Annotated in this window: 15 protein-coding genes and 1 riboswitch; of the genes, 5 read left to right on the top strand and 10 right to left on the bottom strand. The window is 47.9% G+C overall.

Annotated features, from left to right (window positions below; translation table 11 throughout):
- Nucleotides 1–147: 147 nt before the first annotated feature.
- From ACETK5_RS09100 to ACETK5_RS09090, 3 genes are all read right to left on the bottom strand, one after another.
- On the bottom strand, nucleotides 148–1,506 hold the full coding sequence (locus ACETK5_RS09100) for an MATE family efflux transporter (RefSeq protein WP_100537680.1): 1,359 nt from the start codon (nucleotides 1,504–1,506) through the stop codon (nucleotides 148–150).
- Between the two features lie 321 nt (nucleotides 1,507–1,827).
- Complete coding sequence (purT, locus tag ACETK5_RS09095) at nucleotides 1,828–2,988, bottom strand: phosphoribosylglycinamide formyltransferase 2 (RefSeq protein WP_326113267.1); 1,161 nt, start codon at nucleotides 2,986–2,988, stop codon at nucleotides 1,828–1,830.
- A gap of 80 nt (nucleotides 2,989–3,068) precedes the next feature.
- A riboswitch (ZMP/ZTP riboswitch) is annotated at nucleotides 3,069–3,149 on the bottom strand.
- Between the two features lie 62 nt (nucleotides 3,150–3,211).
- On the bottom strand, nucleotides 3,212–4,087 hold the full coding sequence (locus tag ACETK5_RS09090) for a LysR family transcriptional regulator (RefSeq protein WP_326113266.1): 876 nt from the start codon (nucleotides 4,085–4,087) through the stop codon (nucleotides 3,212–3,214).
- Between the two features lie 111 nt (nucleotides 4,088–4,198).
- On the opposite strand from ACETK5_RS09090, the gene dapA reads away from it, so the two are divergent.
- From dapA to ACETK5_RS09075, 3 genes are all read left to right on the top strand, one after another.
- Entirely contained in the window at nucleotides 4,199–5,098 is a 900-nt protein-coding gene (gene dapA, locus ACETK5_RS09085) for a 4-hydroxy-tetrahydrodipicolinate synthase (RefSeq protein ID WP_326113265.1), read from the top strand.
- A gap of 243 nt (nucleotides 5,099–5,341) precedes the next feature.
- Nucleotides 5,342–6,784, top strand: a complete 1,443-nt coding sequence (locus tag ACETK5_RS09080) for a PAS domain-containing sensor histidine kinase (protein WP_100537683.1) — start codon at nucleotides 5,342–5,344, stop codon at nucleotides 6,782–6,784.
- A gap of 27 nt (nucleotides 6,785–6,811) precedes the next feature.
- On the top strand, nucleotides 6,812–7,264 hold the full coding sequence (locus ACETK5_RS09075; RefSeq protein ID WP_326113264.1) for a hypothetical protein: 453 nt from the start codon (nucleotides 6,812–6,814) through the stop codon (nucleotides 7,262–7,264).
- Between the two features lie 30 nt (nucleotides 7,265–7,294).
- Here the strand turns inward: ACETK5_RS09075 and ACETK5_RS09070 are convergent, their stop codons facing one another.
- The 5 genes from ACETK5_RS09070 to ACETK5_RS09050 all read right to left on the bottom strand — a co-directional run bounded on the left by ACETK5_RS09070 (nucleotide 7,295) and on the right by ACETK5_RS09050 (nucleotide 12,965).
- Nucleotides 7,295–7,927, bottom strand: a complete 633-nt coding sequence (locus tag ACETK5_RS09070) for a YdcF family protein (RefSeq protein WP_326113263.1) — start codon at nucleotides 7,925–7,927, stop codon at nucleotides 7,295–7,297.
- Nucleotides 7,928–8,092: 165 nt separating this feature from the next.
- A complete protein-coding gene (locus ACETK5_RS09065; protein WP_326113262.1) occupies nucleotides 8,093–10,639 on the bottom strand; it encodes a diguanylate cyclase domain-containing protein in 2,547 nt (848 codons plus the stop codon).
- Nucleotides 10,640–10,742: 103 nt separating this feature from the next.
- Nucleotides 10,743–11,264 carry a GNAT family N-acetyltransferase gene (locus ACETK5_RS09060; protein WP_326113261.1) on the bottom strand — a complete coding sequence of 174 codons (522 nt, stop codon included), beginning with the start codon at nucleotides 11,262–11,264 and terminating at the stop codon, nucleotides 10,743–10,745.
- 171 nt (nucleotides 11,265–11,435) lie between these two features.
- Nucleotides 11,436–11,921, bottom strand: a complete 486-nt coding sequence (locus ACETK5_RS09055) for a DinB family protein (protein ID WP_326113260.1) — start codon at nucleotides 11,919–11,921, stop codon at nucleotides 11,436–11,438.
- Nucleotides 11,922–12,050: 129 nt separating this feature from the next.
- Nucleotides 12,051–12,965 (bottom strand): LysR family transcriptional regulator, encoded by a 915-nt coding sequence (locus tag ACETK5_RS09050; protein ID WP_394055188.1) that lies wholly within the window; start codon nucleotides 12,963–12,965, stop codon nucleotides 12,051–12,053.
- Nucleotides 12,966–13,301: 336 nt separating this feature from the next.
- Here ACETK5_RS09050 and ACETK5_RS09045 point away from each other — a divergent pair, with 336 nt between their 5' ends.
- Nucleotides 13,302–14,510: a peptidase gene (locus tag ACETK5_RS09045; RefSeq protein WP_394055186.1), complete on the top strand. Its 1,209-nt coding sequence runs from the start codon at nucleotides 13,302–13,304 to the stop codon at nucleotides 14,508–14,510.
- Between the two features lie 118 nt (nucleotides 14,511–14,628).
- On the opposite strand, the gene ACETK5_RS09040 is transcribed toward ACETK5_RS09045, so the two are convergent.
- Both ACETK5_RS09040 and ACETK5_RS09035 read right to left on the bottom strand, forming a co-directional pair.
- The gene (locus ACETK5_RS09040; RefSeq protein WP_100539426.1) at nucleotides 14,629–15,348 is read right to left on the bottom strand and encodes a YebC/PmpR family DNA-binding transcriptional regulator; all 720 of its coding nucleotides are present in this window, start codon (nucleotides 15,346–15,348) and stop codon (nucleotides 14,629–14,631) included.
- Between the two features lie 141 nt (nucleotides 15,349–15,489).
- Nucleotides 15,490–15,684: a zinc-binding dehydrogenase gene (locus tag ACETK5_RS09035; protein ID WP_394057365.1), complete on the bottom strand. Its 195-nt coding sequence runs from the start codon at nucleotides 15,682–15,684 to the stop codon at nucleotides 15,490–15,492.
- A 112-nt stretch (nucleotides 15,685–15,796) separates the two neighbouring features.
- On the opposite strand from ACETK5_RS09035, the gene ACETK5_RS09030 reads away from it, so the two are divergent.
- The gene (locus ACETK5_RS09030) at nucleotides 15,797–17,002 is read left to right on the top strand and encodes an MFS transporter (RefSeq protein WP_394055184.1); all 1,206 of its coding nucleotides are present in this window, start codon (nucleotides 15,797–15,799) and stop codon (nucleotides 17,000–17,002) included.
- Nucleotides 17,003–17,033 lie beyond the last annotated feature (31 nt).

Raw genomic sequence — 17,033 nt, 5'->3', positions numbered from 1 at the left:
ATCTTACCGCGGCGCATCCAAATTTGGAATGCATCATTTTCACGCTTTTTAAAAGCAAAAAAAAGAACGAATGCACGGCTCTTGAGCAACAGAGTGATTTCTGTTCTTTAAGTCATGATTCGTTCTGTATTCGATTGTGTAAAGTCCTTACGCCTGAACCGGTATGGAGACGGGTTTAGCAGGCGTGCTTAATCTTTTAATGCTCAGGGAGTAGGCAATACCGAGCGGAATGACGGCTCCGAGCCAAGCCAAGGGATTCGCCAGGCTTGCGCCGAGGAACCCGATCTGCGCGGTCAGGAAGATGGCAGCCAATACCCGCATGATCAGTTCCATGATGCCGGCTACGGTTGGGATAAAGCTCTGTCCCAGCCCCTGCAGCGTGAAGCGGTAGATGAACAACAGCGACAGAAGCAAATAGGTGCTGCCGTTCGATAAGAAATACAGCTTGCTAAGGGACAGCAATTCTTCTTGTCCTTGACCGACGAAGAGGCTGACGGCTGCAGGACCCGCGAATATAACCAGCAAGCCCACGGCGATGCTGAAAGATCCCGAGACCCAAATGCATTGTTTAACTCCGAGCTTAATTCGGTCTATGCGATTCGCTCCGAAGTTCTGGGCGGCAAAAGTCGCCATCGTAATGCCAAAGGAACTCATGGGCTGCGTAGCGAGCATGTCAATCTTCTGAGCCGCAGTATATGCGGCTACGGCTGTTGCCCCGAGACCGTTAAGCGTAATCTGTAAGATGATGGCTCCGATCGCAATAATGGAGGCTTGGAAGCCCATCGGGAAACCGACCCACATATGCTGGCGTATAAATTTCCAATCGATGGACCAATCGGCATTCTTGAACTGCAGAAGCGGAACCTTTTTATGAATGTATAATAAGCAGAGAAGGCAGGAGAACAGCTGCGAGACCACCGTGGCCAGCCCTGCCCCGGCTACGCCCATCTTGAATACAAGAATAAACAACAGATCGAGAACGATGTTCAGAATGCTTGCGACCACCAAGAAGAGAAGCGGCGTCCGACTATCCCCGAGCGCTCTGAGCAGGTTAGCCAGCAAGTTGAACAGAACGGCTGCGCCAACGCCCCAGTTAATGACGATTAAATACGAATAAGCATCATCCAAAATTTCTGCCGGCGTATTCATCATGACGAGGACGGGCTTCGTAAATATGACACTCACAATGGTGAGGAAAACCGTGAATACAAGACTAATCCATATACTCGTTCCCACGCTTTTGCGAACGCCCGCGATATCCTTGGCGCCAAAGCGCTGCGCCGTTATGATGGACAAACCTGCCGTCAAGCCTTGGGCAAAGCCAATGACAAAAAACAAAATACTGCCTGTCGAGCCAACGGCCGCAAGAGCGTTCACACCAATGGTCCGTCCCACGATCAGGGTATCAGCCATATTATAAAATTGTTGAAAAATATTTCCGATCAAAAGCGGGATCGTAAACATAATGATCAGCCTGATCGGACTTCCTTGCGTCATGTCTCTCATGTAGATTCTCCTATGCCGTCATAAACGTTCCTCTATATATTTATTGGGTATGATCATGCTTTAAACCGTGCCTATAAAGCATCGCATTGAAAACATTATAATGGGTGAGGGTCGTTTGTATTCTTGTGTATCTTATCACGAAAGAACATAAATTTCTGCATATTTATCATCAAAACCTAAACGAAAACAAGACATGATGATCAGGACGGTTCATACCCGTTCTAATCCACGAAATAACGTCAATGAAAAAAGATCAACCGGTTAATCGGTTGATCTTTTTTTATATGATCATGGAAGCACCATCCTAAGAATCAAGAACGATTATGCTTCTTCAACAGCAAGCTTATCCAAAGCCTGCTTCGCACGCGAACGCGCTTCTTCCACTGCGCCGGCGGTTGACAACGCTACTGCGACCCGTCTTCCGACCTTGGTCACCGGTTTCCCAAAAATGCGCAGCTGCGTATTCGGAACAGCCAGTGCTTGCTCGGCGCCGGTAATTGTGTAACTCTCCAGCTCTCGCGCCGCTTTCAGCGGACGGCTGGCTCCCGGCGTTATCAATTCGATCTCCGGGATCGGAAACCCTAGAATGGCGCGGACGTGAAGCGCGAATTCTGATAAATTTTGCGTGACCAGCGTAACCAATCCGGTATCATGCGGTCGCGGAGATACCTCGCTAAAATACACTTTATCCTCGGCCAGGAACAATTCAACACCAAACAATCCATAACCGCCAAGCTCGTCGGTAATCGTCCTTGCAATATATTTAGCTTCCTCGATCTGCTCTTCGGACATGTCGTGCGGCTGCCAGGATTCGATATAGTCCCCGCTCTCCTGAATATGCCCGATTGGCGCACAGAAGTTTGTTCCATTGACGGAGCGGACGGTCAGAAGCGTGATCTCCGATTGGAACGTAATGAATTCTTCAATGATCACTCTTCCGTTCTGTACACGACCGCCTTCCATGGCGATGTTCCAGCAGGGCTCAATATCCCCTTCGGAGCGACATACACTCTGGCCTTTGCCAGAGGAACTCATCAGAGGTTTAATCACGCACGGGAACCCCATGTCCAGGACAGCCTGTTTAAATTCCTCATACGTATCGGCAAATCGGTAGTCTGCAGTAGGAAGTCCCAACGCCTCTGAAGCTAACCGGCGAATCCCTTCACGGTCCATCGTAAGCTTCGCAGCTCTGGCAGTAGGTATAACCCGATACCCCTCTACCTCCAGCTTAACCAGCTCCGAGGTAGCCAGTGCCTCGATTTCGGGCACGATCAAGTCCGGTTTCTCCTGCTCGATAATTGCGCGCAATCTCTCCCCATCCAGCATATCGATGACATAGCTATGATCGGCAACATGCATGGCAGGAGCGTCGGCATAACGATCGACGGCTACGGTTTCAACCCCCAATCTCTGGGCCTCAATGATGACTTCTTTCCCCAGTTCTCCCGAACCTAGCAGCAGTATTTTCTTCGTTTTTAACATCGTGGTTTTATCCCCTTTTCGTAGTTTCAGAGACTTATAAAAGCAGAAGATAATAAAGAGGTAAGGGAAATAAACTCCCTTACCTCTGCCCAGGCGTACGGCCGTCGTCATCTATGTGCTCCCTCATGGTCCCCCATGCTACGCCAGTCACACATAAACCTATACATTGTTATTTAAATCATACTGAATCTTCCCGCTAATTGCAATATCACCCGAGGCGACATTAGGATTTAGACTTCAGCATATCGATTGCATCCTTCAGCGATTGTGAAAGCCACTTCTTGGGGTGAATGACCAGCTGAATATCCAAACGAATGTCAGAATGCGCAAAGGGAAGAATCGCAAGCTCACCACGCTTGATTTCCTCCTCTGCTACCATCCTCGGCAATAATGAGATACCCGTACCGGACATCACATATCTCTTGATTGCCTCGGGATTGCCCAATTCCAGCCCTATTCGCATTGGAACTCCGCTGGCACGCAGCACCTTTTCCAACATCATGCGGTAATTACAACTACCCTCGGGCATAATCCATTCGGCATCAGCCAGATGTTCTAGCTCTATGACCGGTTCAACATGAAGCGGATGATCCGGATGGGCAATCAGCAGGAGGGGCTCTTCCCGAACGGGGATCCAATTCAAGGAGGAATCCTCCGGTTTTTCATCCAAAATAAGACCGAGATCGTACTCGCCTTCTCTCACCTTACTGATGATGTTATCTTCACGATCCGGTTGTAAACGGATGACAAGATCCTCATGCCTTAGTTTCAGTTGGTGAATGACGGACGGAAGAAAATAAGCGGCCAACGAGTCTATCGTTCCGATCGATAAGGTGCCTCCACCTTGCTTGGTCAGCTTTTCCTTCGACTGCTGAAACAGATCCAGCATTTGAACGGCATACTTGAACAGCTCCTCACCCGACTTCGTCAGGCGCAAGCCTCTGCCATACCGCTCAAACAGCTTGACGCCGTATTCCTTCTCCAGCTTCTGAATTTGGGTGGTTACGCTGGATTGGGCATAACCCAACTCATCCGCGGCTTTTGTAAAGCTCTGGCGAATCGCAACCTCCCTGAAGGTTTGCAGGTAGATAAGTTCCATCACTCTCTCCTTATCAATAATATTGATAATAACTATCTATTATTATAGATAACGCCGATCTTAATTCCCATGATAAAGTATAGCCATCATCCATGAATTGGAGGAAAGATTATGCTGACTCAGCAAGAACTGCATGGCATTTATGTTCCTGTGATCACTCCCTTTTCACAGGAGTACGAACTGGATCGTCCGTCTTATCATCGTTATTTAAAGAATTTGTTATCCTATGATATTCAGGGATTGGTCATCAACGGAACGACCGGTGAAGCGCCGACCGTAGCTTGGGAGGAAGTCGTGCAGGTTGTGGAGGAAACGCGTGAGAGTCTGGACGGACGGCTATTGCCCCTTATCATAGGTACCGGTACAAATGATACGGTGTCCAGTATGAAACGAACGGAACTGGCAGGTCATATCGGTGCTGATGCGGTATTGGTGGTCACGCCGTATTACAGTCGCCCTTCGATCGATGGTATCCTGCAGCATTTCCGAAAGGTGGCCGAGGTCGGGATCCCGGTCATTCTGTACGAGGTTCCTTCGCGTACAGGAATCCGGTTACCGGTTGATGCCGTAAGAAGAATCATGGAGATCCCCGGGGTGATCGGGGTGAAAGACAGCACCGAGAGTACGGAGCTTACGAGAAGTTTATCCCAATACGATACAAAGCCCGTTCTATGCGGCAACGATGTCCTCTTTCATGAGATGCTGTGTCATGGAGCTTCTGGCGGAATTCTGGCATCGGCTAATGTGAATACCGAGGCTTTCATTCGGGTGTTTCAATTAGCTGCCCGGGGAGATTATTCTCGATCCGAAATGGAGTTTGAAGTCCTGCTCCCCTACATTCATAAGCTGTTCGAAGAATCCAATCCCGCTCCGCTAAAATGGCTGCTTGCCCAGCAAGGCCTGATCTCATCGGATATCCTTCGTCTGCCTATGGGGCCCATTACGGAAAAGCTTAAGCTATCTTTAGATCACGCAATTCAACAACTGACAAACACCGACTTCTCGGTGTAACCTGCTTTCTCCTCGAGAACGGCTAGGCGTACTCGCTGCCTTGCCATTCTTAAGCTGAAAGATTCATGTTATGGGGCATGCACACTTTCAATTCAGGACAAATGTGATGGATGATGCAGATTTTTATGCGAAAGTATGAAATTCCTGCTTAGATCTATCGCTTTAAAGGATTGATGAATGATTTCGACCCACTTATAATATGGGTACATTCAATCCTCCCAGAATTTTGAAAGGAGACTTGCAGTGCTGCCCTATTCCAGCCCTAATCATGATTTTGCCTTTGAACAATCTGTAATCGGAATGGCAATGGTATCGCTTGATGGAACGATTCTCAAGGTCAATTCGGCACTATGTGATCTATTGGGATACACACAGCAGGAGTTAACTGCCGGGGCGCCGCAAGAAGAAAACAGCTTCCGCGAGTTACTGAATCGAGTGGTTCAGAACGCAAGAGCTGCGCATGGCCTTCAGCAATCCGTAACCCCGTTTGAATATGCTTATCGCCATCCGTCCGATCGCGAGTTATACCTTCATGCACGTTGCAGCATTGAGCAGGATCCGGAGCAGGGTCCCAAGGGATATTTGGTACAATTCGAGGATCGAACGCTGCTGAGACAGCTCATGAACCAGCTGGAGCAGAAGGAACAGAAGCTCAACGAGAAGGAACATTCTTTTCTGCAGCTGCTTGAAGGACTGCCCCTCTCCGTACTCATCACAAAAAAGGGCATTGTCCACTATGTTAATCCTGCCGGGCTCAGACTTGTTAACGCTACGCATCCCCGTGACGTCCTTGGAATTTCAACCGACGTGATCGTTGACGCATCGTACCATAACGCATTGATGAAACGCAGGGCAAAATATGCGGAGAGCGGAGAGATCGGAAGCGTCGATTATTTGATACGCTGTCTGGACGGGCAAGAGAAAATGGTCAACGGGTTCACGTTCATCATCAATTATGATGGCGAGAAAGCTGCGGTCGGGATCTTCAGAGATATCACAGAACAGCAGATAGAAGAGGATCGCGTGATGCAATCCGAGAAGCTGACCACCGCCGGTCAGTTGGCCGCCGGCATTGCCCATGAAATTCGGAATCCATTAACTTCGATTAATGGATTCGTGAAGTTGCTGCGATCAGCGGAACGCAGCAACGAGCTCTATTTTGAAATCATTGAATCGGAGCTCAAACGCATCGAGCTCATTGTCAATGAACTCCTGGTACTTTCGAAACCGCAGGGCGTTCACGTGAGCGGACCCATCGACGTGTATGCCATTATGGAACAGATCATTACGCTTATGAAGGTTCAAGCAGCCCTCAAAAATATCGAGATCATCCCTCATTATCCGAGGGTACCGGTCTTCGTCCAGGGTGAAGTCAACCAGCTCAAGCAAGTATTCATCAATCTGCTGAAAAATGCCATGGAAGCGATGAATCAAGGCGGCACCATTACCCTGGACATCCTGCACAACGCTCAAGAGGTCCAAATTATCGTGCAGGATGAAGGGGTTGGAATGACGCAGGAGCAAATCCAATCCCTGGGACAGCCTTTTGTTACGACCAAAGACACCGGGACGGGACTCGGACTGATGATTACCAAGAACATTATTCATAATCATGGCGGAACGATGAACGTAGAGAGCATACCTGATCATGGGACAACCTTTACGATCCATTTACCGGCTTTATAACGCATACATATTATCGGAGGAAAAGGCATGGACAATCAGGAACCCAAAACACATAAACAATTTGCGATGGAATGCTTCAATCAAGTATGGGATATCTTGGAGAACGCACAGCGTACGCCGGAAGACGAGGAAAACATGATTCACATATGTCACAGCTCGTTTTGGCACTGGACACGAGTTGAAGATCATACACAGCGCAACCTTTCCATTGGATATTGGCAGCTCTCCAGAGTGTATGCGGTAGTAGGGCAAGGCGATCAAGCGCTGCGTTATGCCCAGCGCTGCATCATTGTCGGATCATCGGCAAGCCTCGAGCCATTCTATATAGGTTACGGGTATGAAGCGGAAGCCCGAGCCTATTTGGTCCTAGGAAACAAGGAGCAAGCTATGGCATCCAAAAAAAACGCGACAAGGTATCTCGATAAGGTAATCGACCAGGATAGCCATCAGATGCTTGCGAACGACCTCAAGAATCTGTAATCGGACACGGCCTTCCTCTGGGCAGACCCTTTAGCGGAATGGCGCAACCAATTGATAACCGATGTAATAAAAGACTTCTCTGATTAAAAAAGGGACTTTGCTTCTTAGGCTCTGGTACGCGCTCCGAGATGCGGGAGAAGGATTGGCTTCAAGCCCCATATCTTCTGCCATCATCATGGCCCGCTTCATATGCAGCGGGTCACTTACGATGAGATAGGAGGACAGCCCTGCTATACCTCCTATTTCATTGGCATAATACAGATTCTGCTCGGTGATCGTCGAAGCCGTCTCGACAAGAATATCGCTCTCTGGAACACCGTGCTCGATGGCATACTGCCTGGCAACTTCCGATTCGGCGAGATCATCCCCCGAACTACGTCCCCCTGTAAATATCAGCTTATCTACGTACTGACGGTCATACAGCCATAGTGCATGATCGATGCGTCCCTGAAAAACAGGCGAAGGCTCCCCCTCCCATACAGCAGCCCCCAGCACTATGGCTGCATCAGACGGGATATTTACTGTTCTTTGCGCGTAGTTCCAAATGGCGCTGCCCACATAAATCGTATAAATCAGCAGGATGCCAATTAGCCCCAGCCAAACTTGATTCACGGTACGCATTTTTCTGCCTTCAGCTTCCCTTGCCGGCATATTTCGCGTCATGTTGCACCTCCACAGCCCAATCTTAAATCTGCTTTGCGCATCCATTCTATCATTTTCAGCAAAGAAAGCCTGCTGCTCCCTTATTGAGCGTCAGGCTTTCTTTGCTGTCAACCACCGTTATTCATTCTGGTGCTTCCGATGGCAGCGTAAATTCGAATCCACCGTTTAATCCGCATCATATCCATACAGCGTGACTCTGTTCTTCCCTTTGCTCTTGGCAATATGCATCGCTTTCTCCGTCTCAGCGATCAAATCCGTAAGCTTTAACATGGATGCTGGTGTAAGGCAGGCCGCTCCCACGCTTACCGTCATAAACCCATCCTCTGCCGAGCGATCCTTGGGAATGCTGAGTGCAAGCACGCCCTGGCGGATCTTCTCGGCCAATTCATAGGTACGTTCGGGAGTTTCATTTCTCAGCTTCAGGATGAAGGTCCCGCCACCATAACGTGATATGGACGCTCCATAGTGCTCACCAATAATTTTCAGTGCATCGGCTATCCATTGCAAGCATAAATCACCGCCATATAATCCGTGAAGGGTATTATATACTCGGAAATCGTCAATATCGACCATCATCAAGGCCAAGGGAAGCTGGTTCTGAATACACTCCTCCCAGTCCACCGACAGTTCTTTTTCAAATGTCAGCGGATTGGGCAGCTCTGTTAGCGGGTCTGTTGTCACGTAATTCTGAAGCTGATCCAGCACATCGGAGTATACCCGATCCGGTTCATGATCCGCGGTGCCTTCTCTCAGAATCACCATAATGGAGGATTTGCGCCCTTGATGAATAGCCGCCAGCATAAATTCAAGCTCGATCTCGTTGCCCTCCAGCGTAACAAACCTGCCGCTGCCGGATACTAATTGGGTTTGATTCTGCTCCATCCGTTTGATTTGCTCTCTCAGATCAACCCGCGAATCTTCTCTAGCCAATTTGTATATCTCAAGCTGAAGCAGCTCCTCGGGCTTCTTTGCACCGAACAGCGATTCGGCCTGTGGATTGCAATACATAATGGCACCTGCGGTTGTCAGTGACAAGAAGGCGACGGGCGACAGGCCCATGAGCTGCAGATACCGTTCTTCGTTCTCCCTGAATATCCTCGCATTCTGTATGGCCTGTTCTTTTGCTTGCCTTAATTGATCATCCGTCTGCTTGCGGACAATCGATTTCAATTGAGGGAGAACGCTTAACTCTTGTGACTTCCAAGAATATGAGGTTCCCTCAACCACCTGTCTCCACTTTTCGAACGATTTACGGGGCGATAAACGGACCTTATCATCCTCTTGTATAACGGCTTTGGCCGGATCGCCAGCCCAATCCACAATTTGCACAACCTCGGGCCGAAACCACATAACATAATTTTGTTGGCCTGGTGACAGCGCGAGATATAGTACACCTGAAGCCACATCCTTATAAGCTTTTGCGGGTTCAAACTCGGCACTGAGTTTAGAACTATGGTACGTATAATCTTCGGCCTGGGCCGATAACCATCCGGCAAGCTCCATGACTTGCTTCGAGGTAGGCGTCGTACCGTACAGCATCATATTGTCTTGATAATAAACGACAGCACCGGTAGCGCTCATTAAATCGAGTAAAATCTGCTCCTCGTTGTCCAGCTGTTCAATAACATGATATAAATCGGTATGGCGCATGAAGATTTCGGTAAAGCGGGCGGATAAAGTTCTGAGCCTTAACTCGGTTTGATAATCGTCGAGCTGCTGTCGTTGATAAAGCTCGTTCGAGAAAAAGGATCCCAAAAAATTGCACAGGTTGCGGGTCCGGTGGGATACGTATTTTCTGCTAGTGTGATGACAAGTAATTAACCCCCATAATTGGTTGTCATGGATCAGAGAGATCGTGGTTGTCGCGCCAACCCCCATATTATGAAGGTACTCAATATGAAGCGGAGATACACTCCGCAGCACAGATAAACTGAGATTCAATGGTTTGCCGGTCAAAGGCTGTACCGTAGGGATAATCTCAACCGGCGTATAACTCACATCAACAATCGTCCGCAGCCAATTTCGAAGATACAGTTCCCGGGCTTGCCTAGGAATATCCGATGCCGGATAATGGTGCCCCAAAAAGGGCTCCAGCTCCTGTTCTTTAGCTTCGGCAACCACTTTTCCGTTCCAGTGATCATCGAATTCATAGAGCATGACTCGGTCATAGCCCAGAATGTCCTTCACGAGCTCGCAAGCGACTTGACTTGCTTCCGTACGATTCTCGGTCCGTTTCATACGACTGAAGAACGTCTGTATCCTTTCAAAATCATCCGTGAAGGGTACTATATCTTCCGATACCAGCTCCAATTCAAGCAGTATTAATCCTTCACTTTCGTGGACAATTCCGAAAAACTCATTAGGCTTATCCGCGACCGGAATCGTTAAATTAATATACTGTAAATCGGGCGTGACGATCGCCTGGAGATCACGATGAATCATCTGCTCAAACTGGAGATTTCCAATAAGCGCTTCCAAACGCTGTCCCAGAAGGGCTTCTGCGCTAATGCCTAGGAGCTGATCGGTATTCCGGCTGCATTGTGCGATCCTGTAGTCATCGATTGGATTAATGGCAAGCAGTACGCCATGGGGCTGAATATATCCTGGAATGTGAATAGGTTCTTTCTCGCAATTCGTCAGGTCGATCGGTTCATCCGTTATGTAATCGCCCTCCGTCAGCAGCTCTCGATTCAGTGGATCCTGTTCAGTCATTGCTTATCAACTTCCCTTATTCACAGATTTCAGAAAAAATAAAACCCAATGCACCTCATTGTTATGAGAGATACATTGGGCACAGCATATTATAACAACAAAACTATGAAATTGTACGCCATTCAGACTTCAGCATAGCATAGAAATACTCATCCCACCAAATATCTCCACGAGGGATACACTGTTGGAAATAGCCTTCTCTCCTCATGCCCAGCTTCTCCATCACCCGGTACGAAGGTGCATTCTCAGGCTGGCATGTCGCAATGATCCGATGCAACCCTAATACCTCGAATCCGTGCTGAAGCAAAGCTCTGGCGGCTTCCGTGGCGTACCCCCTACGGTGATACGTCGAATTAAACACCCAGCCGATTTCATACGTATGTTCGCCGAACCATGGATGAAACACCATGTGACCAATTACATGCTGTTCTGCCTGCAGCATAACCGCAAAGTGATGGGCTGCATCCCCCTTGTTCTGCGCAAGAAATTGTTTTACGGTTTCTTCCGTATACACAGGTTCGGGCATGTAATGCATCACCTTAGGATCGGATGTATATTGAAGAACATCATGCCAATCACCTGGTTGAAACTCACGAATCATTAATCTTTCCGTAACGATATCCATTTGCCTGACTCCTCTTCAAGTTGTATTCAAGTGTTCTCTTCACGCCGCACACTTCAATACAGAGGCAAATGCGATTCGCCGTATATACAGATCTAACTTGATAACGCCGGGTCACCCTCTTTCACTTTACAGCCTACTCCGAATATATTCGCCATAACGTATGAGAGTCCTTCATAATATGTCAAATTTCTGGATATTTTGGCTGAGAATCGATTTCATTTTATCAAAATGCATGCCTTCATGATATAAGCAAAAGCTTAAGAATTCTTCAACCCGGGTTAGCTTTAAACCTTTAGAAGTTGTATAGGGAGACAAGACCGTATCGTGCAGATGCGCCCTGTACCTGTGTTCGATTCGATGGACCTGACCCTCAAGCAGTCCGAGAAGCTCGTGCATGGATGGCCATGCTGCGCTAATCTCCCTTGGCTTTGAACCCGATCGGAACAGCTCGGTATAATGACCGGGAAGGTTCATGGTTTCTCCATTCACGCCGAACGCAAACCGTTCCATTGTGAATAAGACATGTCCCATATTCCACTTTACGTGGTTATTCATTCCACGAGGAATCATCTCCGCTATATCATCCGGGACATCCCTTACAAGATTCAAGGTTTGTGTACGCACAAATTCCAAATGTTCAAACAGGTATGCTCTCATGTAGCCCACTCCTTCTCAACTTTATTCAGCGTCTGCTTGAACCGAGTGTACTCCAAATGCTGATAAATAAATAATACGGTTTTCACTTCGTTTCATAAAAAAAATGGATGAATCAAAGGCAAGCCTTCATCATCCATGGATATACTGGTTTTTTTCGCGGATATCCGCTTGAATATAGGAAATAAAAGTATGGACTTGCGCGAGTCCCGCTTCTTGTCTTTTGGTGCATATCCAAATAGGGTGCGGGAAAGTTACGCCTGTCACTTCAACCTTGCCAAGATCGCCCGAAGCCAGTTCTTTCTTAATAGAAAGCGCAGGAACTAGTGCAGCTCCGTATCCCGCTTTAACCGCTTCAATGGATTCCTTCAACCCCTCTATCGTTATGGAACAGCGAGGCTCGCGTGCATCCGTGGCCTCAATTAGCGACGATAACTGTTTCCGCGTATAACTTCCTTCTTCCCTCAGTACAAAGGGCTCCTCCATAAGCTCGAGAAAAGTCACTTCTCTGTTGGCTAGTCGATGTAGGGCAGGTACGGCAAAAATTAATTCATCTTCCATAATCGTAAAAGACTCAATATCTTCCGCTTCGATCGGCCAGCTGCCGCATACGATGGAGATATGCACCGAATTGTCCTGTAACCGCTGCAGTGCGGTTCGGGAATTTCCTTTAAACAACTGCACATCCATCCTTGGATGCCGCTGCTTATATCCAACCAGCCACCCGGGCAGCAAAGTGCTCTCCGGCAGCTCCGTCGCACATATGCGCAAACTTCCCTGCTGACCGGATTTGATGGCCTCCATCATCTCTTCCATCTCGGCTTCCATTGCAAATAACCGCTGGGAATGCCTGGCCAACGCTATACCAGCTTCCGTCAATTGAATATTGCGTCCGTTAGCCTCAATCAATTTCATGCCGAGCTCCCGCTCCAGATTGCGGATTTGGGCCGTAACGGCTGGTTGACTTAACAGCAGATTGCCCGCGGATCTCGTAATGCTCCCTGTCTTGGACACATCATTAAAAATGCGTAGTGCATGAAGATTCATAGGTCATCCCTCAATTCTTGAACTATTCACGCTGGATGAAGTTGTTGACATCATTTAGATCGTTTATATCCTAAATGAAGCTCATTTGTAAACCGCAGAATCTAATTTATTACACATTAATGTAATGATGGAATGTTTATCGTTGATTCAATTCGTCCAATAGCTGAAGCAGCGTTTCTTCTTCACAGGATCCGTCTTCATGATTTTTCATGGTGCTGCAACCTTTTATCCTATCTCCCGTCTATAGTGGTGCAGCAAGTACATTTTACCAATTCATCATACGGCTTGGCTGTATCCTGGCGTTCTAGGATAATTTACAATTGGAGGATACCTACCATGAAAAAAATCTACAAAGTACTAGCAACCGCTACGGTTCTCGCGATGGCGGCACTGCCGATAGCAGCGAATGCACAGGACGTCCCTCCTGCTTCAGCCCATACGGGACAGAACAACATCATGAACCAGGTGAAGAAGAGCGTACCTGGGACCATGGGTTACATAACGGACTTCGTAAATGACAAAACAGGCAAATGGATTACCGTAACCGGCCGTGGTTTAGCGGCAACCGATCAACAAGAAATCAAGCTCTCCATATCCAAAGATACTAAAATTATCGATGCCAAAGGGAACCAAGTCCAGCTGCAAACGATCGTAGATAAACACAAAGCGATAAAGGCTTTCTACAGCCCAAACATAACGAAGAGCCTACCCGCTCAAGGTTCGGCGCTTACGATCATCGTTCAGGATAACGACCTTGCCGGTATGGATGGAACCATCGCTGAGGTAACCAAACAAGGCATTCTGGTGGAGGGAACCAATCTGTACAACGACAGTGAAGAGACCATTCTGCTTCATCTGGATCCAAAAGCGATAATCATCGATCAAAACGGCAGCACGCTGAAAGCAAGTGACCTGGAAGCCGGCATGAGCATTCGTGCTTTCTATGGACCTTATGTGGCGTTGAGCATGCCGCCTCAATCCTCAACGAATTATATACGTGTCAACACGAATACCGAGAATAACGATCAGGAGCAGGTATCCGGCATTGACGGCATCCTTACAGAAATGAAGGATGGAAGAATTACGATTTCCGGTAAACCAGCTAAAGCAGGTGACCTCGAATACGTCGTGCTCGCTGTTGATGGCGACACAAAGATTGTAGATGCTGGAGGCAAATCATTAACAGCCGAAGCCTTGAAATCAGGCCTGCGAATCGAAGCTGAATACGTGTCCGTGATTTACCCTGCCCTGCCGCATGCAGATAAGATTGTGGTCTCCGACACCTCAGCGCCCAAAGTCGAAGGTACGATAACTGCATCCGAGCGCACGTCCAAGGATCAACTGTATATCAATGTAGGTTCAGATCAATCCACGGACAACGACATCATCATCAACATCTCCAAGGATACACAAGTGATTGGACTGAATCCCGACGAGAAGCTGGAACCCGGCATGAAAATCGTGGTCTTCCACTCCCCGATCATGACCATGTCCATACCAGCATTCACTTCTGCCGAAGTGATTATGGTTCATGCCGACAAATAAGCTGCTTTTCCTGGTCGTTTGCTTGAGCTAAAATAAATGGCTAAAAACAAAAACCATCGTACTCAGAATTCCTGAATACGATGGTTTTTTAATGAATTAAGATATCAATCGTTACGGACTATTCCTCAAATTCCACGTTGTGATACACCTGCTGAACATCCTCGAGGTCTTCCAGTGCATCGATCAGCTTCTCGAACTGTACCTGTCCGTCTTCCGGTAAGGAGACAAAATTCTGTGCCAGCATGGTAAGCTCGGCAACGGTAAACTCCGTAATTCCAGCAGCCTTGAATGCTTCCTGAACCGCATGGAACTGATCGGGTTCAGCATAGACGATCACAGCTTCTTCCTCTTCCAGAATGTCACGTACATCCAGGTCGGCTTCAAGCAGCAGATCCATGACTTCCTCAGCCGACTTGCCTTCGACGCCGATTACTGCGGTAGGATCAAACATATAAGATACCGAACCGCTGACGCCCATATTGCCGCCGTTCTTATTAAAGGCAGAACGTACAGCAGGCGCCGTACGATTGACGTTGTTGGTTAAAGCGTCAACAATGATCATCGAACCATTCGGACCAAAACCTTCATAGCGCAGCTCTTCATAATTTTCATCCCCGCTGCCCTTGGCTTTATCCAAGGCGCGGTCAATAATGGCTTTCGGCACGTTGTATGTTTTGGCACGCTCAAGAACAACCTTCAGCGCACGGTTGGACTCGGGATCCGGCTCGCCTTTTTTGGCAGCAACATAGATTTCCACACCGAATTTCGCGTATACGCGACTTGTATTAGCATCCTTGGATGCTTTCTTTTCCTTAATATTATTCCATTTACGGCCCATACGTTTCCGCTCTCTTTCATCATTGAATCTGTAGCCGGTATTCAATAAATACCCCTGTCCATTATATCTCTATTAAGTCCCTTGAACAAGGTTAAGAGCGTAGATCCGGAAAATAGACACATGCCCTTCCTTAAAAATCAATCAGAGCTGATCACCGACTAGTAAGATCACCTTTCCCCTGCCATGACCTGTTTCAATAAGGCGATGCGCTTCCGGCGCCTCGTGCAGCGGAGATACCTCTCGAATATGAATTCGAATGTAACCCTTCATATACAACCCACCAGCTCCTTCTTTTTCGCGAGAATAAACTAGACAAAATAAAAAAAGAGTTGATATTTTATAGACAAAATAATATTATGTCTATGTAATAAACAACGGAATGCGCATTCGCTTGTTTTGTACGATATCCGATCTGTTACGTACAGATCCCGAAAGGAGACACCTTATTTTGCTTAACAATCCCTATGTTCGAACGATTGTCTTGTCACGCGTTCTCTTGAATCTTGGCATTTGGGTTCGTAACTTTGCCATTCTGCTATACGTTACCGACATGACAGGCAACAACCCTGTGTATGTGTCCCTCATATCCGTAGTCGAATTTGCACCCATTTTCTTGTTTGCCTTCATCGGCGGTACTTTCGCGGACCGCTGGCGACCTAAGCGTACGATGATTAGTTCTGATGCATTGTCTGGGGTATCGGTATTTCTCGTATTGATCGCCGTTCATAACGGGTCGTGGCAGGCATTGCTGGTACTCACATTTTTCTCAGCTGTTATGTCACAATTCTCTCAGCCCTCTGCGATGAAGCTGTTCAAACAGCATGTACCCGCTGATCAGCTGCAATCCGTGATGGCCATGTTTCAGTCTATGGTTGCCTTCTTTACGGTCATCGGCCCGATCGCAGGTGCGTTTGTATATCAAAAGTTCGGCATTGAAACATCGCTGATCGCAACAGGCGTGTTATTCCTGGGTTCTGGATTGATTCTGACTTTGCTGCCCCGTGATTTGCAGAAAGAGACACAAGCCAAGCAGCAGAATCTGAAACAAGAGCTTACCGAAGGCCTTCGCTATGTATGGAATAATCAAGCGCTCCGAACCCTTGGCGCGACCTTCGCCGCAGCTGGCTTGGCAGCGGGACTTATTCAGCCGCTCGCGATATTTGTGACGATTGAGAACCTTGGTCAGGATAAGTCATTCTTGCAATGGCTGTTAACGGTCAATGGTGCGGCGATGCTCGTCGGAGGAGGCTTCGTCATGGCATTTGCCAAGAAAATACCCCCACAAACCTTGCTAGCTCTCGGTCTGACCGTTAGTGCTATCGGGAACCTCGGTATCGGCTGGTCGACCAGCATCATGTTTACGCTGCTGCTTCTAGTGCTTAACGGATTCTTTTATCCCACCATCCACATTGGAATCAACACCCTGATCCTAAACCATACGGAGGGGCCGTACATTGGTCGGGTGGGCGGTACCCTAACCCCGATCTTTATGGGAATGATGGTGCTGGGCATGTCTTTGGGAGGATTGCTCAAAGACCAGCTGTCCCTGTTCGCCGTTTATGCGGTCAGCTCCCTCTTGTTCCTGACAGGTTCGGCGATACTGATCCCATTGTTTAAAAAGAAACCGAACACCGCCGCCGTATTGGAGCAATGAACAACCATAAAAGCCGCCTCCCATTTCAAGA

This window comes from Paenibacillus ilasis (assembly GCF_043195395.1).
Taxonomy (GTDB): Bacteria; Bacillota; Bacilli; order Paenibacillales; family Paenibacillaceae; genus Paenibacillus_AQ; species Paenibacillus_AQ lautus.
This window is presented reverse-complemented; position numbering and strand designations above follow the sequence as displayed.